A 15,724-nucleotide genomic window follows, 5' to 3' on the forward strand; every position below is an offset into this window, starting at 1 on the left:
CAAAATAAGCCGGCCCTTCTGCAAGGCCGGCTGACACAATTTATGCCGAGATAGTTTTCAATTAATTAATCCTGGGGCAAGCGGAAAGACAATAACGGCATCCTAGACAGATGGAGAGGTCGAGCCGCCAGACGTTGCCCTCGTACGTGAGCGCGCCGGACGGGCAGGCCGCCACGCACACCAGGCACTGGCCGCACGGGCGCCTCTCCTCTTCGGGTTCGGCGGGGAGCTGGGAACGCTTGGGTGCGAGCAATTTAATGAATGACAGTAATCCGGCGATGGTGGTCACCCCCAGCTGCATCTCCTGCAATGAGGGTAACATACCCCCGAACTGGCAGCCATGAGCGAAAATCACCGCGATGGCAGTAGGGTCCGGACCCGGGTCAACCCGGTGCTGCGGTCGAGCCGCGGCCCTCGGAACGGTACCGGTCTGACGCTCAGGGGACATTTCGTCACCCAGAGATAGCACCAAAGTACTACCCGCACAATAATCAAATCGAAGGATGGCGGAGACCCGCGCCCCGATGCTACAGTGTGGCTGTAAGAAGTTCGAAAGAAACCTGAGGACGACTTGCAACACACCGTCAGATTTCTATCATGCCTTGTGTGTTATTCATAGGGAGGAGAAGAAAATTATGACCGAGTACTTCAAGGGCGCCAAGGGCTCCTGGATTTGGCTCGTGATCCGTCTGTACGTCGGTTACCAGTGGCTGACCGCCGGCTGGGGCAAGATCGTGAACGGCTTCGACGCCTCCGGCTTCCTGAAGGGGGCCATCGCCAAGGCTGTACCTGCCAGCGAGGGCGCCAAGCCCGTCGTTCAGGGCTGGTGGGCGGCCTTCCTGGAGAACTTTGCGCTTCCCAACGTGGGCCTGTTCAACTTCCTGGTCCCCTGGGGCGAGTTCCTGGTGGGCCTGGCGCTGATCGTCGGCTTCGCCACCATCTTCGCCGCCGTGATGGGCATGGTGATGAACTTCGCCTTCATCCTCAGCGGCACCATCAGCAGCAACCCCAACCTGCTCATCCTCGAATTCGTCCTGGTTGCCCTGGGCGGCGCCTACGCCGGCTATATCGGTGTGGACTACTGGTTCCGTCCGATGTTCCGCAACCTCCTCTCCCGGATCACCGGCGGGGAGGCCGCCACGGCCAAGGCAACAGTCTAGTGCCATATACGTCGAGCAGCCAGCACGGCCACCGTGCTGGCTGCTTGCTTTCTGTTGTAGCCGGCCTAAGCCATCGTGAGGGTCATGATCGCCTTCTGGGCGTGCAGGCGGTTCTCGGCCTCGTCGAACACCGCGGACTGCGGGCCGTCGATCACCTCTGCCGCGACCTCCTCGCCCCGGTGGGCAGGGAGGCAGTGCATGAAGATCGCCTCCGGCGCCGCGTGGCGCATCAGCTCCGCCGTCACCTGGTAGCCGGCGAAGGCCGCCTTCCGCTTCTCGGCCTCGTCCTCCTGGCCCATGCTCGCCCACACGTCGGTGTAAACGACGTGCGCCCCCGACACCGCCACGACCGGGTCGGTGACCACCTCGACCTTGCCGCCGTGCTGGGCCGCCGTCATCTGCGCCCGGAGGACCCGGGCCGGACCGGGCTTGTAGCCTTCGGGGCTGGCAACGACCACGTGCATGCCGAACTTGGCGCCGCCGTCCATCAGGCTGTGGGCCATGTTGTTGCCGTCGCCCACGTAGGCCAGCTTCAGCCCCTCCAGGCGGCCGAACCGCTCCAGAATCGTCAGCAGGTCGGCCACCACCTGGCAGGGGTGCTCCTCGTCGGTCAGGCCGTTGATCACCGGGATGGTCGCCCACTCGGCCAGCTCCACCACCTCCTGGTGGGAGAAGGTGCGGATCATGATGCCGTCGAGGTAGCGGCTCATCACCCTGGCCGTATCCGCGATCGACTCCCCGCGCCGCACCTGCAGGTCCTGAGCCGAGAGGAAGAGCCCCTGGCCCCCCAGCTGCCGGATGCCCACCTCAAAGGAGAGCCGCGTGCGGGTCGAGGGCTTGGCAAAGTACATGCCCAACTGTTTCCCCTTCAGCGGCTCGTCCCGGATGCCTGCTTTCAGGCGGGCCTTCTGCCACTGGGCCAGTTCCAGCACCTCTGCAAGTTCGTCCCGGCTCCAGTCATGGAGCGAGATAAAGTCCCTCCCTTTCAGGGTCATCACCCTCACGTACACGCGCCCCCTTCCTCGATTGGAAAAGAGTGTAGCGCATATCTATGCAGATTGCAAGCATAAAAATACACGGCGCACCCCGGAAAGTGCGCCGTGAAATCGCGAATCCACCTTAATGAGGTCCCCAGGGGCCGCGCACTGTCTTGCCGTACACCACCCGGCGCCTCCCCCGCCCCGGGCCCGACGGCCGGATGGTCCGCATGCGATTCAGTTCAAGCCACAGCAGCACAGCGGCCGGCACCGCCGACACCACCAGCAGCCCCAACTGGCTGTACGTCAGTCCCAGCACGGTCCGGCCCAGGTAGAGCCCAATGTGCACGCCCGCCACCAGCCAGACGGACTGGGTCTGCAGGAAGAGCAGGCTCAGCAGGACGGAGAAGGCAAGGCCCGCCAGTCCCCCGAAGTGCGCCCGGATGGCCGGGTCCGGCCAGCCCAGGCCGAACATCGCGGTCAGGACCACCCAGACCACGGGCGCCGCCAGGGCCAGGATGAGCACATCCCTGCCCGACAGGTCCTGCTGAAACCGGGAGATCGCGATGCCCCGCAGGGCGAGCTCGACGCCGAAGAGGGCCGCCGACATCAGGGCGGCCCGCAGCAGCGGCGCCGCGGCCAGGTTGAGCTCCGGCGCGCGGCCCCACCCGCCGATCAGGAAGGCCACTCCGGCGAGGGCCAGCCCCCCGGCCAGACCGGGCAGCAGCCAGAAGCCGGCCGCCGGGGTGAGTCTGAGCCCGGCGTTGTCGGACTTCCAGCCCCAGCGCCAGTTGACGTAGGTCAGGGCGCCGATGATCGGCACCACGGCGTGGCTGATGCCCAGGACCCACTGCCTGGCGGCGGGCGCCAGATCGAGAAGCCCGAAGAGCGTCACGATCGTGTCGGCCAGCATCTGCAGGAGGGTGATGAGCAGCAGGAAGCCGCCCACCGTCCAGACGGAGGACCAGAACCTGTTCGGGGGCATGGCGCTCCTCCTCTACTCCGTACTCGTCCCGGCGCCGGGCGGGCTGATCAGCCGGATCAGTTCCGCCGCGGGGAACCCGACGGCGGCGGGGTGAATCCGGCTTGCCACGAACGATTCCAGCTCGTCCCACTGCACCAGGGTCGCCTCGGGATCGGTCCCCAGGCATCGGGCCGGACCGGCGGTGAACACCACCACAGGCTCCAGGGCGATGCCCCGGGCGTGGCCGCTGAAGGCCAGCCGGTCGCAGAAGAGCCGGGCCCTGCGGTCCGGCCGGCCCAGATCCACCTTTCCCCCTGCGCCCCGCCACTCGCCCTTCGGCCCCGGGGCGATGTCGCCGGCCCAGTGCAGGGCGCTCATGACCAGCGCCCGGCCGGGACCGACGAGGCAGAGATCGGCCGACAGGAAGCCCAGGGTGGGCCGCACCACCAGCACGGCCCGGTCGCCCAGGTCCATACTTGACAGCCGCTCGGTCAGAAGGCGGAGCCCCACGCCTTCCTCCAGTTCGGCCACCTGCCGGGCGAAGGCGGAAAGGGGCGCCGTCAGCCTGTGCCGCCACTTGCGCGGCTTCGTCTCGGGAATGGCTCCAATGCGCTTGACCATGGAATTAGTATAACTTGTCTCGCCTGCCACAGCCAACCTTGAGCCGATTGCCCGTTTCCTATTGACACACTTCATCTTGGTAAAGTATCATAATCCCCAAGTCTGTAGACTTGCATAGCGTTTCGCTGTAAGGGCACAAGTCGAGGATACACCTTCACCACGCCGGAACTTCAACCCTGGGCCGCCCGCGTCTTCGGGGGGCCTTCTCAATTTCCGAACCCGAAAGTGCGTTCCCGATGGGAGGCGTCATCATGGAATTCGTCCTCAACTTTCTGCTGCCGGTCCTCCAACAAGGCCTGGTCTGGGGGCTGGTCGCCCTCGGGGTCTGGATGACCTTCCGGGTGGTGAACGTTCCGGACCTGACGGTGGACGGCACCCTGACCACGGGCGCGGCCACGGCGGCCCGCCTGCTGACGATGGGCGTCCACCCGGTGGCCGCCACCCTCGCCGGGTTCTTCACCGGGGCCGCGGGCGGCGCGATCACGGGACTCATCCACACCCGCCTGCGCGTGCAGCCGCTCCTGGCCAGCATCATCACCATGACGGGACTTTACTCAGTCAACCTGCGCATCATGGGGCGCTCCAACATCGCCCTCTTCACGCTGGAGACCCTGGTGCCGGACAACCCCTGGGGGAAGCTGGCCCTGTTCGCCGCCACCGCCGCGCTGCTGGTGCTCCTGATGAACCTCTTCTTCCGCACCGAGCTCGGGCTCTCGCTGAGGGCGACGGGCGATAACGACGGCATGGTCCGCATGCTCGGGGTCAGCAGCGACAGCATGCGGCTCCTGGCCTTCACGCTCTCCAACGGCATCGTGGGGCTGGGCGGCGCCCTCGTGGCCCAGTACAGCGGCTTCGCGGACGCCCAGATGGGCATCGGCACCATCGTGGCGGCCCTGGCGGCGCTCATCATCGGCGAGGCGCTCTTCGGCGCCCCCACCGTCTTCCGGGCCACCATTTCTGCGCTGCTGGGCTCCATCATCTACCGGACCATCTTCGCGCTGGCCCTGCGGGCCGGCTTCCAGGCCAGCGACCTGAAGCTGGTCACCGCCGCACTCGTCGTGCTGGCCCTCTCCATCCCGCACATCAAGCGGACGGTGCGGCTGCCGGAAGGGAGTGAAGCCAGGTGACCGGTCTGACCATCGAAGGCGTGCACAAGACCTTCTTCCCGGGCACCGTCAACGAGGTCAGGGCGCTGCGCGGCATCGATCTCACCCTGGAGCCCGGCGAGTTCGTCACCGTCGTGGGCTCCAACGGGGCCGGGAAGTCGACCCTGCTCAACTCGGTGGCCGGGGTGATTGCGCCGGACCGCGGCCGTATCCTGCTGGGGGGCGTCGACGTCACCCGCCAAAGCGAGGTGCAGCGCGCCGCCCGCATCGGGCGGGTGCTGCAGAACCCGCTGGCCGGCACCGCCCCGAGCCTGACGGTGGCCGAGAACCTCGCCCTGGCCGCTGCGCGCGGCCGCTCCCGGGGCCTGCGCTGGGCCCTTACGGCGGCCAAGCGCAGACAGTTTGCGGAGGAGCTGGCCCAGCTGGGCCTCGGCCTGGAGAACCGCCTGAACGACAAGGTCGGGCTGCTCTCGGGCGGCCAGCGCCAGGCCCTGAGCCTGCTGATGGCCACCCTGCAGCGGCCGGACATCCTGCTGCTCGACGAGCACACCGCGGCCCTGGATCCGCGGGCGGCGGCGCTCATCGCCGACCTGACCAACCGCTGGGTGCGGCAGCACCGCCTGACCACCCTGATGATCACGCACAACCTGGAGCAGGCCATCCGCCTCGGCGACCGGCTGGTGATGATGCACGAGGGGCGCATCCTCTTCACCGTCGGCGGCGCCGAGAAGCAGGGTCTGACCATCGACGGGCTGCGCCAGGCCTTCGAGCGGGTGCGGGGCGAGGAGTTTACCTACGACCGGGCCGTGCTGGCCAACTAGGCGGCTCCCCCTGTCAGGAGGGGTTCGCATACAGAGAGAAGGATGGAACGCAACAGAGGAGGGCGATCTGCCGTGCGTCGCGTACTAGCGGTTCTTCTGACCGCCGCGCTCGTGCTGGCCGGGTGTGGCGGTGGCGGTGGGTCCACGACCCAACCGCAGGGTCCCAGCGGTTCCCCTTCCGGGACGACCAGTTCCCCGTCCGATTCCGGCAGCTCCGGTTCCGAAACGGCTGCTGAGCCGATCAAGATCGGCCTCACGCAGATCGTGGAGCACCCGGCCCTGGACGCCACCCGTCAGGGCATCATCGACGGGCTGCGGGAGGCCGGGTATGAGGACGGCAAGGAGATCGTAATCGACTTCCAGTCGGCTCAGGGCGAGCAGCCCCTGGCACAGCAGATCGCGGAGAAGTTCGTCGCCGACAAGAAGGACCTGATCATCGCCATCGCCACGCCGAGCGCGCAGGCCGCGGTGAATGCCACCAAGAACAACCCGATCCCGATCGTGTTCAGCGCCGTCACCGACCCCCTCAGCGCCGGCCTGGTGGCTGACCTGGAGAAGCCCGGCGCCCACGTCACCGGAACCTCCGACCTGGTGCCGGTGAAGATCCAGATGGAGCTGTTCGACCGGCTGGGCCTCGACGTGACCAATGTCGGCATCATCTACAACGCCGGCGAGGCCAACTCCGTGGCCCTGATGAACGACATCCGGGTCGCTGCGGACGAGCTGGGCCTGAACATCGTGGAAGCGACGGTGGCCAACGCCGCGGAGGTGCAGCAGGCGGCCCAGTCGCTGGTGGGCCGGGTCGACGGGCTCTACCTCATCACCGACAACACCCTCGCGCAGGGGGTCATGGCGGTGATCGACGTGGCCAACAGCAACAAGATCCCTGCCATCTCGTCGGTGGACAGCTACGTGAACCAGGGCGCCCTGGCCACCTTCGGCCTCGACTACTACCGGCACGGCCTGCTGACCGCCCAGGTGGTCGTCGACGTACTGGAGGGCAAGAATCCGGGCGAGCTGCCGGTGCGCTACAACGAGGACCTGAGCCTGATCATCAACACCAGGACGGTGGAGACGCTCGGCCTCGACATTCCGGCGGCGGTGCTGGAGGAGGCCCAGAAGATCGGCGACTAGGAGAGACGACGAAGAAAAGGCGCTCCCCCTGGCCCGGAATGGGCCGGGGGAGCGCTGTTTTTTCCGCTGTCTACGACGGGTCCAGGATCGCGCCCATAAACAGCGTGACGCCGGTGCGGTCGTCCCGGATCGCCAGGAGGAAGGGCCTGTCCAGCACCACCTCAGGGGGTGCGGCAAGCGGCGCGCTGCCGGCCCTCATTTCCACGGCGGTGGCGCCGACCGCCTCGGTGCCCTTCTCGTGGATCTCCAGGTAGGTCTTCTGGATCACCCGGTCCACGTACAGCGGCTCAGGGGTGTCCAGCAGCCCGCTGAAATCCGCCTGCTCGGCGTCGAACGCCCGCTCCATGCCCAGCGCGCGGAGAGGATCCTGAAGTTCGTGGGCGTCCTCCAGCCGCACCTTCGGCAAGGCCAGCCGGATCCGTTCCTCCGCCATTCCGTCGATCCACCCCCGGAACCGCCCGGGGGTGAGCCCCTCCACGAAGCCGTCCCACTCGTCCGGCATGAAGGCGTAGAGCGCCAGGTCGCCCTCGCCGTAGGGCAGCCGCACCCCCACCAGCCCATCTTCCGCCAGGTAGCCGAAGGTCTCCGTCTGGCGCATGAACGGAACCTGCACCACGCTGCCGTCCGGCCGGTGGAAGGGCCCGGGTTCCGTGCGGTCGGGGTTGAACGGCTCCTGCCACTCGCCCTTGAAGTAGAGAGCGTTCACCAGCACCATGCGGGTGTCCTCGGAGGTCTTGTCGATCAACGCGGGGATGCGATCCCGGGTCCGGCGCGCCACCCAGCGGTTGATGGCCTCGGCCGCCTGTGGCCTGCCGAACTCGGTCTCGTACAGCTCCGCACCGTAATGCTCCCGGGCCACCTCCCGGAAGGCCGGCACCACCTCGAACCCCTTGTGGTACCAGACGGCGTTGGCCGTGGTGAGCTCCACCTGCTCGCCGGGATGGGCCATGATACCCCACACGTCCCGCATGGCCTCGTTCACGGCGCCGGTGTCCGCCTCCCCGTACCCCAGGGCGGCGAGCATCTCCCGCTGCGTCTCGCCCCGGGCGCCGTTGGCGGTCAGGCTGAGGATCACCTGGGCGCTGACGGGCGACAGGAACAGGTTCTCACCCGGCCGGTCCGCGTACACCGCCTGGAGCAGCCCGATCCCGAAGCGGTCGGCAGCCTCCGCCAGGGCCGGGTCCACCGACTCCGGCCGGGGAGGCGCCGCGGCCAGGCCCTGGCCACCGGGCAGCAGGCCGCCGCAGCCCTGGAGCAGGAGCCCGGCCAGCAGCACGGCGGGCAGGATGAGCCGCTTACGCATGGCTGACATCCGCATGCAGCACCCCCCTACGACGGATCCACGATCGCGCCCAGGAAGAGGGTCACGCCGGTCCGGTCGTCCCGGATCGCCAGCAGGAACGGCCTGTTCAGCACCACCTCGGGCGGTTGTTCGGCCGGGGCGCTGGTCAGGGTCACGCCCACGCCGGTGGCGGCCGCGGCCTCGGTCCCCTCCTCGTGGATCTCCAGGAAGGTCTTCTGGATCACCCGGCTGATGTAGAGCTCCGGGCCCTCCGTGAACAGGCCGCCCAGGTCAGCCTGGCCGGGGGTGAACGCCCGCTCCATGCCCATCGCCGCCAGCGGCTCCTTCAGCTCCGCCTGATCGGTGAGCTTCACCTTGGGCATGGCGAGGCGGATCTCCCGCAGGCCCATCCCGGCGATCCACTCCGCATAGCGCTCGGGGGTCAGCCCCTCCACAAAGCCTTCCCACGCGTCCGGCATGAAGGCATAAAGGGCCAGGTCGCCCTCGCCGTAGGGCAGCCGCACGCCCACCAGCCCCTCCTCCGCCAGGTAGCCGAAGGTGGCCGTCTGGTGCATGAAGGGGACCTGCACGCTCCGGCCGTCCGGCAGGGTGAAGGGGCGGTCATGGGTGCGGTGGGGATCGAAGGGCTTCTGCCACTCGCCCTTGAAGTACAGGGCGTTGACGAGCCACATCACGTCGTCGGGCCGCGTCTGGTCGACCAGCCGCGGGATGCGGCCGCGGGTCTGATCCGACACCCAGCGGTTGATGGCCTCCGCCGCGGCCGGCTCCCCGAAGATGGTCTCGTTCACCTGCGCCCCGTACCGCTGCGCGGCCACTTCCAGGAAGGCCGGGGCCACCGCCATGCCCTTCTGGTGCCAGATGGCGTTGGCGGCGCTCAGCTCGACCCCCTTGCCGGGGTGGGCCAGGATGCCCCGCAAATCGCGGATGGCCTGGTTGACCGCGTCCAGATCCATGCCCGCGTACCCCAGGGCCTCCAGCATTTCCTGCCGGGTCTCGCCCCGGGCGCCGTTGGCCGTGAGGCTGAGGATGATCTGGGCGCTGGCGGGCGACAGGAAGAGGTTCTCGCTCTGCCGCTCAGCGTGCACCGCCTGGAGCAGGTGGATCCCGAACCGGTCCTTGGCCTGCGCCAGGCCCGGGTCTACCGCCTCCGGCCGGGGAGGCGGCGCCGCCATGCCCGTGCCTCCCGGGCCGCCGGCGCCGGGCAGTGCGCCGCCGCAGCCGGTCAGAAAGAAGCCCACGAGCAGAAGCGTGAGCAACTTCATCGTACGCACCTCCTTACACCGGGTCCGTCACGGCCCCCAGGAAGAGCAGGGCGCCGCTCTCGTCGTCGCAGATCGCCAGCAGAAACGGGCGGTCGACCTCCACCAGCGGCAGCCGGGCGCTCTCCCGCATGGCCACTCCGGTGGCGGCCGCCGCCTCCGTCCCCTCCTCGTTGACCTCCATGAACGTCTTCTGAACCACATCCGATATCTCCACGCCGCGCCGGCCCTCGCCGAAGATGCCCGTGAAGTCGGCCTGGCTCCCATCGAACGCCCGCACCAGCCCCAGGGCCTGCAGCGGCTCGTTCAGCTCGTGGGTCGCCTCCAGCTTGAACTTCGGCACCCGCACCAGCCCGTGCTGGGGGGCAAAGCCTTCCATGATCTCGGCCCAGGCCTCGGGCGTCAGGTCGGCGAGAAAGCTGTCCAGGTCATCGGGCACAAAGAGGTACATCGCCACCCGGCCTTCGCCGTAGGGGAGCCGCACGCCCCGCACCGTGCGTTCGCTGCCTTCCGCCTGCCCGGTTGCCAGCACCTCCCACTCGCCGTCCCGCTCCATGAAGAAAACGGTGCGTTCGGCGCCACTTGCCGTGGTGAAAGTGCCGCCCCGGGTCTGCTGCGGGTCGAAGGCCTCGCTCCACGCCCCCTTGAAGTAGAGGGCATTGGCCAGCACCATGACGGTGTTGCGGCTGGTCTCCTCAAATAGTTTCTCAATCTTACCCCTGGTCTGTTCAGCCGTCCAGTCGTTGATCTTGTCCGTGCCGGCCCGTGTGCCAAACTCGGCCTCGTCCACCGCCGCGCCGTAGTACTTCCCGGCCAGGTCGACGAAGGCCTCCTCCACCGCCACGTCCGGGCGGTGCCATACGGCGTTGGCCAGGTTGACCTCCACCTTCGGGTCCGGCCGGGTGAGCACCGCGTGCAAGGCGCGGTTGCCCGCCTGGATCTCGTCGGGCGTCAGCCCGTCCAGCCGCAGGGCCTGCCAGAACTCCGCCTGGGTCTCGCCCCGTGCTCCGGCCCCGGTCAGGCTGAGCACCACGCTCGCGCTCACGGGGGAGAGCAGGGCGTTCTCGCCGGTGTAGACCTCCTTCAACAGGTCGATCCCGAACGCCACCGTGGCCTGACCCACGCGCGGGTCCACCTCCGGCAGTTCGGCGGCCGGGTTCGGCGCCAGGCCGCCGCAGCCGGCCAGTAGGGCCGTCAGCAGCAGCGCGCTTGCCATCCGTCTCATGGGGTCATCACCTCCTACCCCTCAGACGTGCGCACAGCGGCCCGCCGTTTCAGCGGAGGGTGCGCGCAGGCTGAACCGCCGCCGTGCGCCCTTCGTTTATCTGGGTAAGTACGATAAGGAGGGGATCGTGCAGTGCTCACCAGCCTCGCCGACTTCGCCCGCTACTTTGAGTCGGTCCGCGGCCGCACCCTCTCGTTCATCCAGGCGGTTCCGGCCGACCAGATCGACTTCGCCCCCCGCCCCGGCAAGTTCTCCTTTGGCGACCTGATCCGCCACATCGCCGCCACGGAGCGGATGTTCGTGGACGGCGTCCTCGACGGACACTGGCGCTACCCCGGCCACGCCCGTGAGCTCGGCCCCACCAAGGAGGAGGCCGTCGACCACCTGGTGCGCACCCATGCGGAGGCGATGGCCAGACTGCAGGCGGCCGACCCCGGCGTGTTGAAAATGAGACGCACCACGCCCTTCGGCATGGCCGTGAGCGCGTGGCGCCTGCTGATGACGATGACCGAGCACGAGATTCACCACCGGTCGCAGATCGGGCAGTACCTGGTCCTCCTCGGCATGGAGCCGCCCCAGGTGTTTGGCCGGAGACTGGAGGAGTTGTTGCAACAGTGACCGCCGGCGGTCCGGCTCCCCCACGAAGAACCCCGAAGGCGGCTCCGCCTTCGGGGCTTCCGATGTTTTCAGCTTGCCCGCTTCAGGGGCTTCACCGCCGTCAGGTGCCGCCGGCAGGTGACCAGGGCGTGCCGGCCCACCAGGGCGATGGCCCCGTGCAGCAGCGCGAAGGCCACCAGGGCGAGCGGATGGCCGTAGCCGCGCAGCGCCAGGTAAATGTTGAGCACCAGGCCGGCGATCAGCTCCACCCAGATGACCAGCTTGACCAGCTCCCGGTTCAGATGCGGCCGGCTGGCCCCACGCAGCAGGAAGACGCCCAGCACCGCCACGATGGCGCCGATGAAGAAGACGCCGTCCGCCAGCACCCGCTGCCCGCCCGGCTCCAGGCTCAGCCCGATGGTCGGGATGGCATAGGAGAGCAGCAGCGGGTTGAACAGAAAGGCCATGGCCAGGTACAGGGCCCCCACCCCGTACATCCAGCCGCTCAGGTAGCGCATCCCCCACATCCCCCTCAACTTCGCGCAAAAGTTTGTCTCTTAACTATAGCAGAAGAATCTTGCGATGTCGAGAGGAAAATAGGGCGAACGCCCTAGACCGTTCGCCCTATACGCGGGTGATGCCACCCAGACCCATGGATTACCGCTCCTGGGTCTGCGCCCGGCGCCAAAACAGCCGGTTCAGGACCAGGGCCCACACGTAGCCGCCGGCGACCTTGGCGAGGATCTGGCCGGCCACGATCACCGGCATCAAGGTTCCGAAGGCAACGAACGTGAAGACGACGGAATCCACCGTGGAAGAGACGACGTTGGAGCCGTTCACCCGCCACAGCTTGGGCCGGTGGCGCAGCAGGTGGTACACGATGGTGTCCGCCGCGCCGGAGGCCGCAAAGGCCGCAAACGAGGCGAGGGCGATGCGGCCGGCGTCGCGGTTGAGCAGCCAGGAAAGCACCGACCCGGACAGGATGAGCAGGGCCATCTTGCCCCACAGGTTCTTCCCTTCCCACCGCTCGTGCAGGGCGTCGCGGGTGGTGATGTCCAGGCCGATGAAGACGAACGAGTTGATGATGCTGGCGTAAGGGCCGAAGTAGGCCACGGAGAGGTTGGCGGCGACGATGGCCGCCAGGTACAGGGCAACAAGCATGCTGTGTCTGTCTCCTTCGGAAATGTCGGTATGCCTGCCGCACAACTGAAACTTTCTGCGGCGCCCCATGGTATTGGAGAGTAGAGGGGCGGAGGGAGGCTCGCAGATGGACCGCGACGCGTCGATCATCCAGCTGTGCCGGCAGGGTCACAGGGCGGGCTTCGCCCGCCTGGTGGAAGCCTACCAGGAGAGAGTCTACCGCACTGCATACACCTTCGTCCAGCACCGGGAGGATGCGCAGGACCTGACCCAGGAGGTGTTCCTGCGCACGGTGCGGGCGATTGACTCCCTGGACAGCTCCCGCCCCCTCTGGCCCTGGCTCCGGCGGGTGACCACCAATCTGGCCCTGACCTACCTGAAGCAGCGGAAGGGCCACCTGTCGCTGGGCGAGTTGCCGGAGGCCGCGCTCCCCACAAGCGGCCCCTCCGAACCCTCCTGGACCCGGGTGGACCTTCAGCGAGCCATGGCCGAGCTTCCTCCGCTCTGGCGCATGGTCCTCACCCTGAGGCACCAGGAGGACCTCACCTACGACGAGATCGCCCGGCTGCTGGAGCTGCCTGTGGGCACCGTGAAGACGTACCTGTTCCGGGCCCGGCGGGCGCTGCGGGCCCGGCTGGGCAGCGAGGGGGGAGACGGATGGCGCTGATGCGCTGCGATGAGGAACTGATCCAGCTCTATGTCGACGGCGTCCTGCACCCGGCCGAGGCGGCCCTGGTCGAGGCGCACCTGCAGGAGTGCCGGGCCTGCCGGCGCCAGGCGGGCTTCTACAAGAGCCTGTACTGGGACCTGGGCCGCGCGGCGGGCCTCGCGCCCGAGCCCCCGCAGGAGCCGGAGGCCCTTGCTGACCTGCTGCTGGCCGAGCACCGGCGCGGAGAGGAGCCCGAGGCGCCGCCGGCGACGACCTGGGATTTCGCCACGCTGTGGCTGAGGGCCAACCCGGCCTTCACCAGACCCGCCAGGGCGGTCAGCAGCCTGGGCCACATCGGGGCAGAGGGATTGCGGCGGGCTGAAGGGCTGCGGGAAGGGCTGCGGCGGCCGGGGAAGTGGCCCCGGTGGCTGTGGCGGAAGGGAGGCGGTTGACCTGCTGACGATCGCGGGAGCAGTGGGCGCGGCGCTGCTCCGGATTCTGCTCGTGCTCCTGGGGCTGGCCGTGCTCGTCGTCCTCCTCCTGCTCTTCGTCCCCTTCGACGTGCGCCTGCGGGCGGACTCGGAGTTGGCGGCCGACGGCTGGGAGAGCCGGCTGACCGGCCGGGCGGATGTGAGCTTCCGCCTCCGCTGGGGCCTGCTGTTCCTGACGGGCCGCGGGGTCTGGACAGAGGACGGGATGCAGTGGTCAGCGCTCCGACTGATGGGACTCCCACTCCGCGGCAGCCGGAAGGGCGCCGGCCGGAAGGCCGGCGGACCGGAGGCAGGGAAACCGGAGGGCGGGCAGCACGGCCGGGAATCCGGACGAAAGCGGCGCCGATCCCCACGGGCCGACCCCGCCCTCGTGCTGACCATCGCCCGCGAGGCGGTGCGCCTGCCCGGCCGCCTCTGGCGCTCGCTCGGCGTCCGCCTGACGGCCGAGGCCACCTACGGCTTCCCCGATCCCTCGCTGACAGGCTTCTGTGAGGCGGTCCGCTGGAGCACCGGCCTCGGGCGCTCCCTGCACCTCACCCCCGACTTTCAGCGCCCTTGTCTGATCGGGCGGGGCGAGCTGACCGGGCGACTCTACGGCTTCCGGCTGCTGGCCATCGCCTGGCAGGTGGTGCGCCAGCCGGCGATCTGGAACCATCTCGTGAGCAAGATCCGATTCAGGCCCCTGCGACGAATTCTACTGGGAGGAGGAGTCTGATATGGCTTTGGAGATGATGGCCCCTCTGCTGGAGACCCTCGAGAAGCACCTGCACACCAGGACGATCTTCGGCGAGCCGATGACGGTGGGCAACGTGACCCTGATTCCGGTGATGGACCTGACCTTCGGCTTCGGCGCCGGCGGCGGCGAGGGCCGCGATGACAAGCACGGCGGCTCGGGCCAGGGCGGCGGCGGCGGCGCCCGCCTGGCCGCCAAGGCAGTTATGTCTCGGTCCTGCCGCTGGGCCGGGGCATGGCCATCGACAAGATCGTCGACGCGATTCCCGGCATCCTGGAGAAGGTCGGGCCGGTGAACGTGAAGGTGCAGTCCGGGAAGAAGGAAGAGAAAAAGGACGGGGAGGAATAAGCACTGGGGTCCACCCGCAGGGGTGGACCCTCTCGCGCGTTATCCCACCCGCCTGGCGACCTCCGCCGCCATGGCGGCGGTGCCGAGGACGGCGGTGCCGGGCACCGTGATGTCGCCGGTGCGGAAGCCCTCCTCCAGCACCTCGGCCACCGCCCGCTCCACGGCCAGGGCCGCCTGCTCCTGGCCCAGCGAGTACCGGAGCAGCATGGCGCCGCACAGGATGGCCGCCAGGGGATTGGCCCGGTCCTGGCCGGCGATGTCCGGCGCAGAGCCGTGGATGGGCTCGTAGAAGCCCTTGGGCAGGTCGTGCCGGTTCCGGGCCGCGCCCAGCGAGGCCGAGGGGAGCAGCCCGATGGAGCCGGTGAGCATGGCCGCCTCGTCAGAGAGGAAGTCGCCGAACAAGTTGGAGGCCAGCATCACGTCGAAGTCGCCGGGGCGCCGCAGGATCTGCATGGCGGCGTTGTCCGCCAGGAGATGTTCCACCTCTACGTCGGGGAACTCCCGGGCAACCTCGTCGACCACGGTGCGCCACAGCCGGCCGGCCTCCATCACGTTGGCCTTGTCCACCGAGGTGAGCTTCCTCCTCCGCCCCCGGGCGATCTCGAAGCCCATGCGCGCAATGCGGGCGATCTCGGCGTCGGTGTAGACCTCGGTGTTCACGCCCCGGCGGGTGCCGTCGGGCAGCGTCGTGATGCCCCGGGGCTCGCCAAAGTAGATGCCGCCCACCAGCTCGCGCACGATGATGAAGTCGACCCCGCCGCCAATGATGTCGTTCTTCAGGGGCGAAGCGTCCTTCAGCGGCGGGTAGAGCAGGATGGGCCGCAGGTTCGCATACAGGTCGTAGCGCTTGCGAATGGCCAGCAGACCCGCCTCGGGGCGCAAGTCCCACGGGAGCCCCTCGTACTGGGGGCCGCCCACGGCGCCGAAGAGGATGGCGTCGGCCCGGTCGCAGGCGTCGCGCGTTTCGTCGGGAAAGGGAGTTCCCACGGCATCGTACGCGGCTCCGCCCACCAGGTGGTCCGAAAACTCCAGGCGGAATCCGTGGGCAGCCGCTGCTGCCTGCAGTACCGTCACTGCTCCCCGGGTGACCTCGGGACCGATGCCGTCACCGGGGAGACAGGCAATGTGGTAGGTAGGCTGAGCCAAGACTGGAACACCTCCGAGTGGTTTGGAGGAAGTTTAGCACGTTAAAGCGT

At 68.3% G+C, this 15,724-nt stretch carries 19 protein-coding genes; 9 read left to right on the forward strand and 10 right to left on the reverse strand.

Going from position 1 to position 15,724, the window contains the following annotated elements:
* Positions 1 to 61: 61 nt before the first annotated feature.
* Complete coding sequence (locus ACZ45O_RS12310; RefSeq protein WP_464857739.1) at positions 62 to 448, reverse strand: DUF362 domain-containing protein; 387 nt, start codon at positions 446 to 448, stop codon at positions 62 to 64.
* Positions 449 to 635: 187 nt separating this feature from the next.
* On the opposite strand from ACZ45O_RS12310, the gene ACZ45O_RS12315 reads away from it, so the two are divergent.
* Positions 636 to 1,160, forward strand: coding sequence for a DoxX family membrane protein (locus tag ACZ45O_RS12315; RefSeq protein ID WP_464853340.1), 525 nt, complete (start codon positions 636 to 638; stop codon positions 1,158 to 1,160).
* 65 nt (positions 1,161 to 1,225) lie between these two features.
* Here ACZ45O_RS12315 and argF read toward each other — a convergent pair whose 3' ends face one another.
* The 3 genes from argF to ACZ45O_RS12330 form a co-directional block, all read right to left on the reverse strand.
* On the reverse strand, positions 1,226 to 2,155 hold the full coding sequence (gene argF / locus ACZ45O_RS12320) for an ornithine carbamoyltransferase (protein ID WP_464857741.1): 930 nt from the start codon (positions 2,153 to 2,155) through the stop codon (positions 1,226 to 1,228).
* Between the two features lie 124 nt (positions 2,156 to 2,279).
* Positions 2,280 to 3,122 carry a hypothetical protein gene (locus ACZ45O_RS12325; RefSeq protein ID WP_464853342.1) on the reverse strand — a complete coding sequence of 281 codons (843 nt, stop codon included), beginning with the start codon at positions 3,120 to 3,122 and terminating at the stop codon, positions 2,280 to 2,282.
* 12 nt (positions 3,123 to 3,134) lie between these two features.
* Entirely contained in the window at positions 3,135 to 3,722 is a 588-nt protein-coding gene (locus ACZ45O_RS12330; protein ID WP_464853344.1) for a hypothetical protein, read from the reverse strand.
* 251 nt (positions 3,723 to 3,973) lie between these two features.
* Here ACZ45O_RS12330 and ACZ45O_RS12335 point away from each other — a divergent pair, with 251 nt between their 5' ends.
* The 3 genes from ACZ45O_RS12335 (at position 3,974) to ACZ45O_RS12345 (ending at position 6,783) form a co-directional block, all read left to right on the forward strand.
* Entirely contained in the window at positions 3,974 to 4,849 is an 876-nt protein-coding gene (locus ACZ45O_RS12335; protein ID WP_464853345.1) for an ABC transporter permease, read from the forward strand.
* Positions 4,846 to 5,649 carry an ABC transporter ATP-binding protein gene (locus tag ACZ45O_RS12340; RefSeq protein ID WP_464853347.1) on the forward strand — a complete coding sequence of 268 codons (804 nt, stop codon included), beginning with the start codon at positions 4,846 to 4,848 and terminating at the stop codon, positions 5,647 to 5,649. The genes ACZ45O_RS12335 and ACZ45O_RS12340 overlap by 4 nt, the downstream gene beginning before the upstream one ends.
* Positions 5,650 to 5,721: 72 nt before the next feature.
* Positions 5,722 to 6,783: an ABC transporter substrate-binding protein gene (locus ACZ45O_RS12345; protein ID WP_464853348.1), complete on the forward strand. Its 1,062-nt coding sequence runs from the start codon at positions 5,722 to 5,724 to the stop codon at positions 6,781 to 6,783.
* Between the two features lie 70 nt (positions 6,784 to 6,853).
* Here the strand turns inward: ACZ45O_RS12345 and ACZ45O_RS12350 are convergent, their stop codons facing one another.
* The 3 genes from ACZ45O_RS12350 to ACZ45O_RS12360 are packed head-to-tail and all read right to left on the reverse strand — an operon-like array spanning position 6,854 to position 10,570.
* Complete coding sequence (locus ACZ45O_RS12350; RefSeq protein WP_464853350.1) at positions 6,854 to 8,101, reverse strand: serpin family protein; 1,248 nt, start codon at positions 8,099 to 8,101, stop codon at positions 6,854 to 6,856.
* 11 nt (positions 8,102 to 8,112) lie between these two features.
* The gene (locus tag ACZ45O_RS12355; RefSeq protein WP_464853352.1) at positions 8,113 to 9,348 is read right to left on the reverse strand and encodes a serpin family protein; all 1,236 of its coding nucleotides are present in this window, start codon (positions 9,346 to 9,348) and stop codon (positions 8,113 to 8,115) included.
* 13 nt (positions 9,349 to 9,361) lie between these two features.
* A complete protein-coding gene (locus ACZ45O_RS12360; RefSeq protein WP_464853354.1) occupies positions 9,362 to 10,570 on the reverse strand; it encodes a serpin family protein in 1,209 nt (402 codons plus the stop codon).
* Positions 10,571 to 10,702: 132 nt separating this feature from the next.
* Between ACZ45O_RS12360 and ACZ45O_RS12365 the strand changes: the two genes are divergently transcribed.
* A complete protein-coding gene (locus ACZ45O_RS12365; RefSeq protein ID WP_464853355.1) occupies positions 10,703 to 11,188 on the forward strand; it encodes a DinB family protein in 486 nt (161 codons plus the stop codon).
* A gap of 68 nt (positions 11,189 to 11,256) precedes the next feature.
* On the opposite strand, the gene ACZ45O_RS12370 is transcribed toward ACZ45O_RS12365, so the two are convergent.
* On the reverse strand, positions 11,257 to 11,685 hold the full coding sequence (locus ACZ45O_RS12370) for a BphX family protein (protein WP_464853356.1): 429 nt from the start codon (positions 11,683 to 11,685) through the stop codon (positions 11,257 to 11,259).
* 139 nt (positions 11,686 to 11,824) lie between these two features.
* Positions 11,825 to 12,328 carry a VUT family protein gene (locus tag ACZ45O_RS12375; protein WP_464853357.1) on the reverse strand — a complete coding sequence of 168 codons (504 nt, stop codon included), beginning with the start codon at positions 12,326 to 12,328 and terminating at the stop codon, positions 11,825 to 11,827.
* A 106-nt stretch (positions 12,329 to 12,434) separates the two neighbouring features.
* Here ACZ45O_RS12375 and ACZ45O_RS12380 point away from each other — a divergent pair, with 106 nt between their 5' ends.
* The 4 genes from ACZ45O_RS12380 to ACZ45O_RS12395 are packed head-to-tail and all read left to right on the forward strand — an operon-like array spanning position 12,435 to position 14,475.
* A complete protein-coding gene (locus ACZ45O_RS12380) occupies positions 12,435 to 12,974 on the forward strand; it encodes an RNA polymerase sigma factor (protein ID WP_464853358.1) in 540 nt (179 codons plus the stop codon).
* Complete coding sequence (locus ACZ45O_RS12385; protein WP_464853360.1) at positions 12,965 to 13,408, forward strand: anti-sigma factor family protein; 444 nt, start codon at positions 12,965 to 12,967, stop codon at positions 13,406 to 13,408. Before ACZ45O_RS12380 ends, ACZ45O_RS12385 begins: the two co-directional genes overlap by 10 nt.
* Positions 13,409 to 13,430: 22 nt before the next feature.
* On the forward strand, positions 13,431 to 14,162 hold the full coding sequence (locus tag ACZ45O_RS12390) for a hypothetical protein (protein ID WP_464853362.1): 732 nt from the start codon (positions 13,431 to 13,433) through the stop codon (positions 14,160 to 14,162).
* A 1-nt stretch (position 14,163) separates the two neighbouring features.
* The gene (locus ACZ45O_RS12395; protein ID WP_464853364.1) at positions 14,164 to 14,475 is read left to right on the forward strand and encodes a spore germination protein GerW family protein; all 312 of its coding nucleotides are present in this window, start codon (positions 14,164 to 14,166) and stop codon (positions 14,473 to 14,475) included.
* 92 nt (positions 14,476 to 14,567) lie between these two features.
* Here the strand turns inward: ACZ45O_RS12395 and leuB are convergent, their stop codons facing one another.
* Positions 14,568 to 15,674: a 3-isopropylmalate dehydrogenase gene (gene leuB, locus ACZ45O_RS12400; protein ID WP_464853366.1), complete on the reverse strand. Its 1,107-nt coding sequence runs from the start codon at positions 15,672 to 15,674 to the stop codon at positions 14,568 to 14,570.
* Positions 15,675 to 15,724 lie beyond the last annotated feature (50 nt).

This window comes from Symbiobacterium turbinis, from assembly GCF_055383075.1.

What these genes read in the sequence shown, in the direction of transcription:
- ACZ45O_RS12310 (WP_464857739.1), bottom strand. Translation starts at nt 448, where the DNA reads ATGTCCCCTGAGCGTCAGACCGGTACCGTTCCGAGGGCCGCGGCTCGA.
- ACZ45O_RS12315 (WP_464853340.1), top strand. Translation starts at nt 636, where the DNA reads ATGACCGAGTACTTCAAGGGCGCCAAGGGCTCCTGGATTTGGCTCGTG.
- argF (WP_464857741.1), bottom strand. Translation starts at nt 2,155, where the DNA reads ATGACCCTGAAAGGGAGGGACTTTATCTCGCTCCATGACTGGAGCCGG.
- ACZ45O_RS12325 (WP_464853342.1), bottom strand. Translation starts at nt 3,122, where the DNA reads ATGCCCCCGAACAGGTTCTGGTCCTCCGTCTGGACGGTGGGCGGCTTC.
- ACZ45O_RS12330 (WP_464853344.1), bottom strand. Translation starts at nt 3,722, where the DNA reads ATGGTCAAGCGCATTGGAGCCATTCCCGAGACGAAGCCGCGCAAGTGG.
- ACZ45O_RS12335 (WP_464853345.1), top strand. Translation starts at nt 3,974, where the DNA reads ATGGAATTCGTCCTCAACTTTCTGCTGCCGGTCCTCCAACAAGGCCTG.
- ACZ45O_RS12350 (WP_464853350.1), bottom strand. Translation starts at nt 8,101, where the DNA reads ATGCGGATGTCAGCCATGCGTAAGCGGCTCATCCTGCCCGCCGTGCTG.
- ACZ45O_RS12355 (WP_464853352.1), bottom strand. Translation starts at nt 9,348, where the DNA reads ATGAAGTTGCTCACGCTTCTGCTCGTGGGCTTCTTTCTGACCGGCTGC.
- ACZ45O_RS12360 (WP_464853354.1), bottom strand. Translation starts at nt 10,570, where the DNA reads ATGAGACGGATGGCAAGCGCGCTGCTGCTGACGGCCCTACTGGCCGGC.
- ACZ45O_RS12370 (WP_464853356.1), bottom strand. Translation starts at nt 11,685, where the DNA reads ATGCGCTACCTGAGCGGCTGGATGTACGGGGTGGGGGCCCTGTACCTG.
- ACZ45O_RS12375 (WP_464853357.1), bottom strand. Translation starts at nt 12,328, where the DNA reads ATGCTTGTTGCCCTGTACCTGGCGGCCATCGTCGCCGCCAACCTCTCC.
- ACZ45O_RS12380 (WP_464853358.1), top strand. Translation starts at nt 12,435, where the DNA reads ATGGACCGCGACGCGTCGATCATCCAGCTGTGCCGGCAGGGTCACAGG.
- ACZ45O_RS12385 (WP_464853360.1), top strand. Translation starts at nt 12,965, where the DNA reads ATGGCGCTGATGCGCTGCGATGAGGAACTGATCCAGCTCTATGTCGAC.
- ACZ45O_RS12395 (WP_464853364.1), top strand. Translation starts at nt 14,164, where the DNA reads ATGGCTTTGGAGATGATGGCCCCTCTGCTGGAGACCCTCGAGAAGCAC.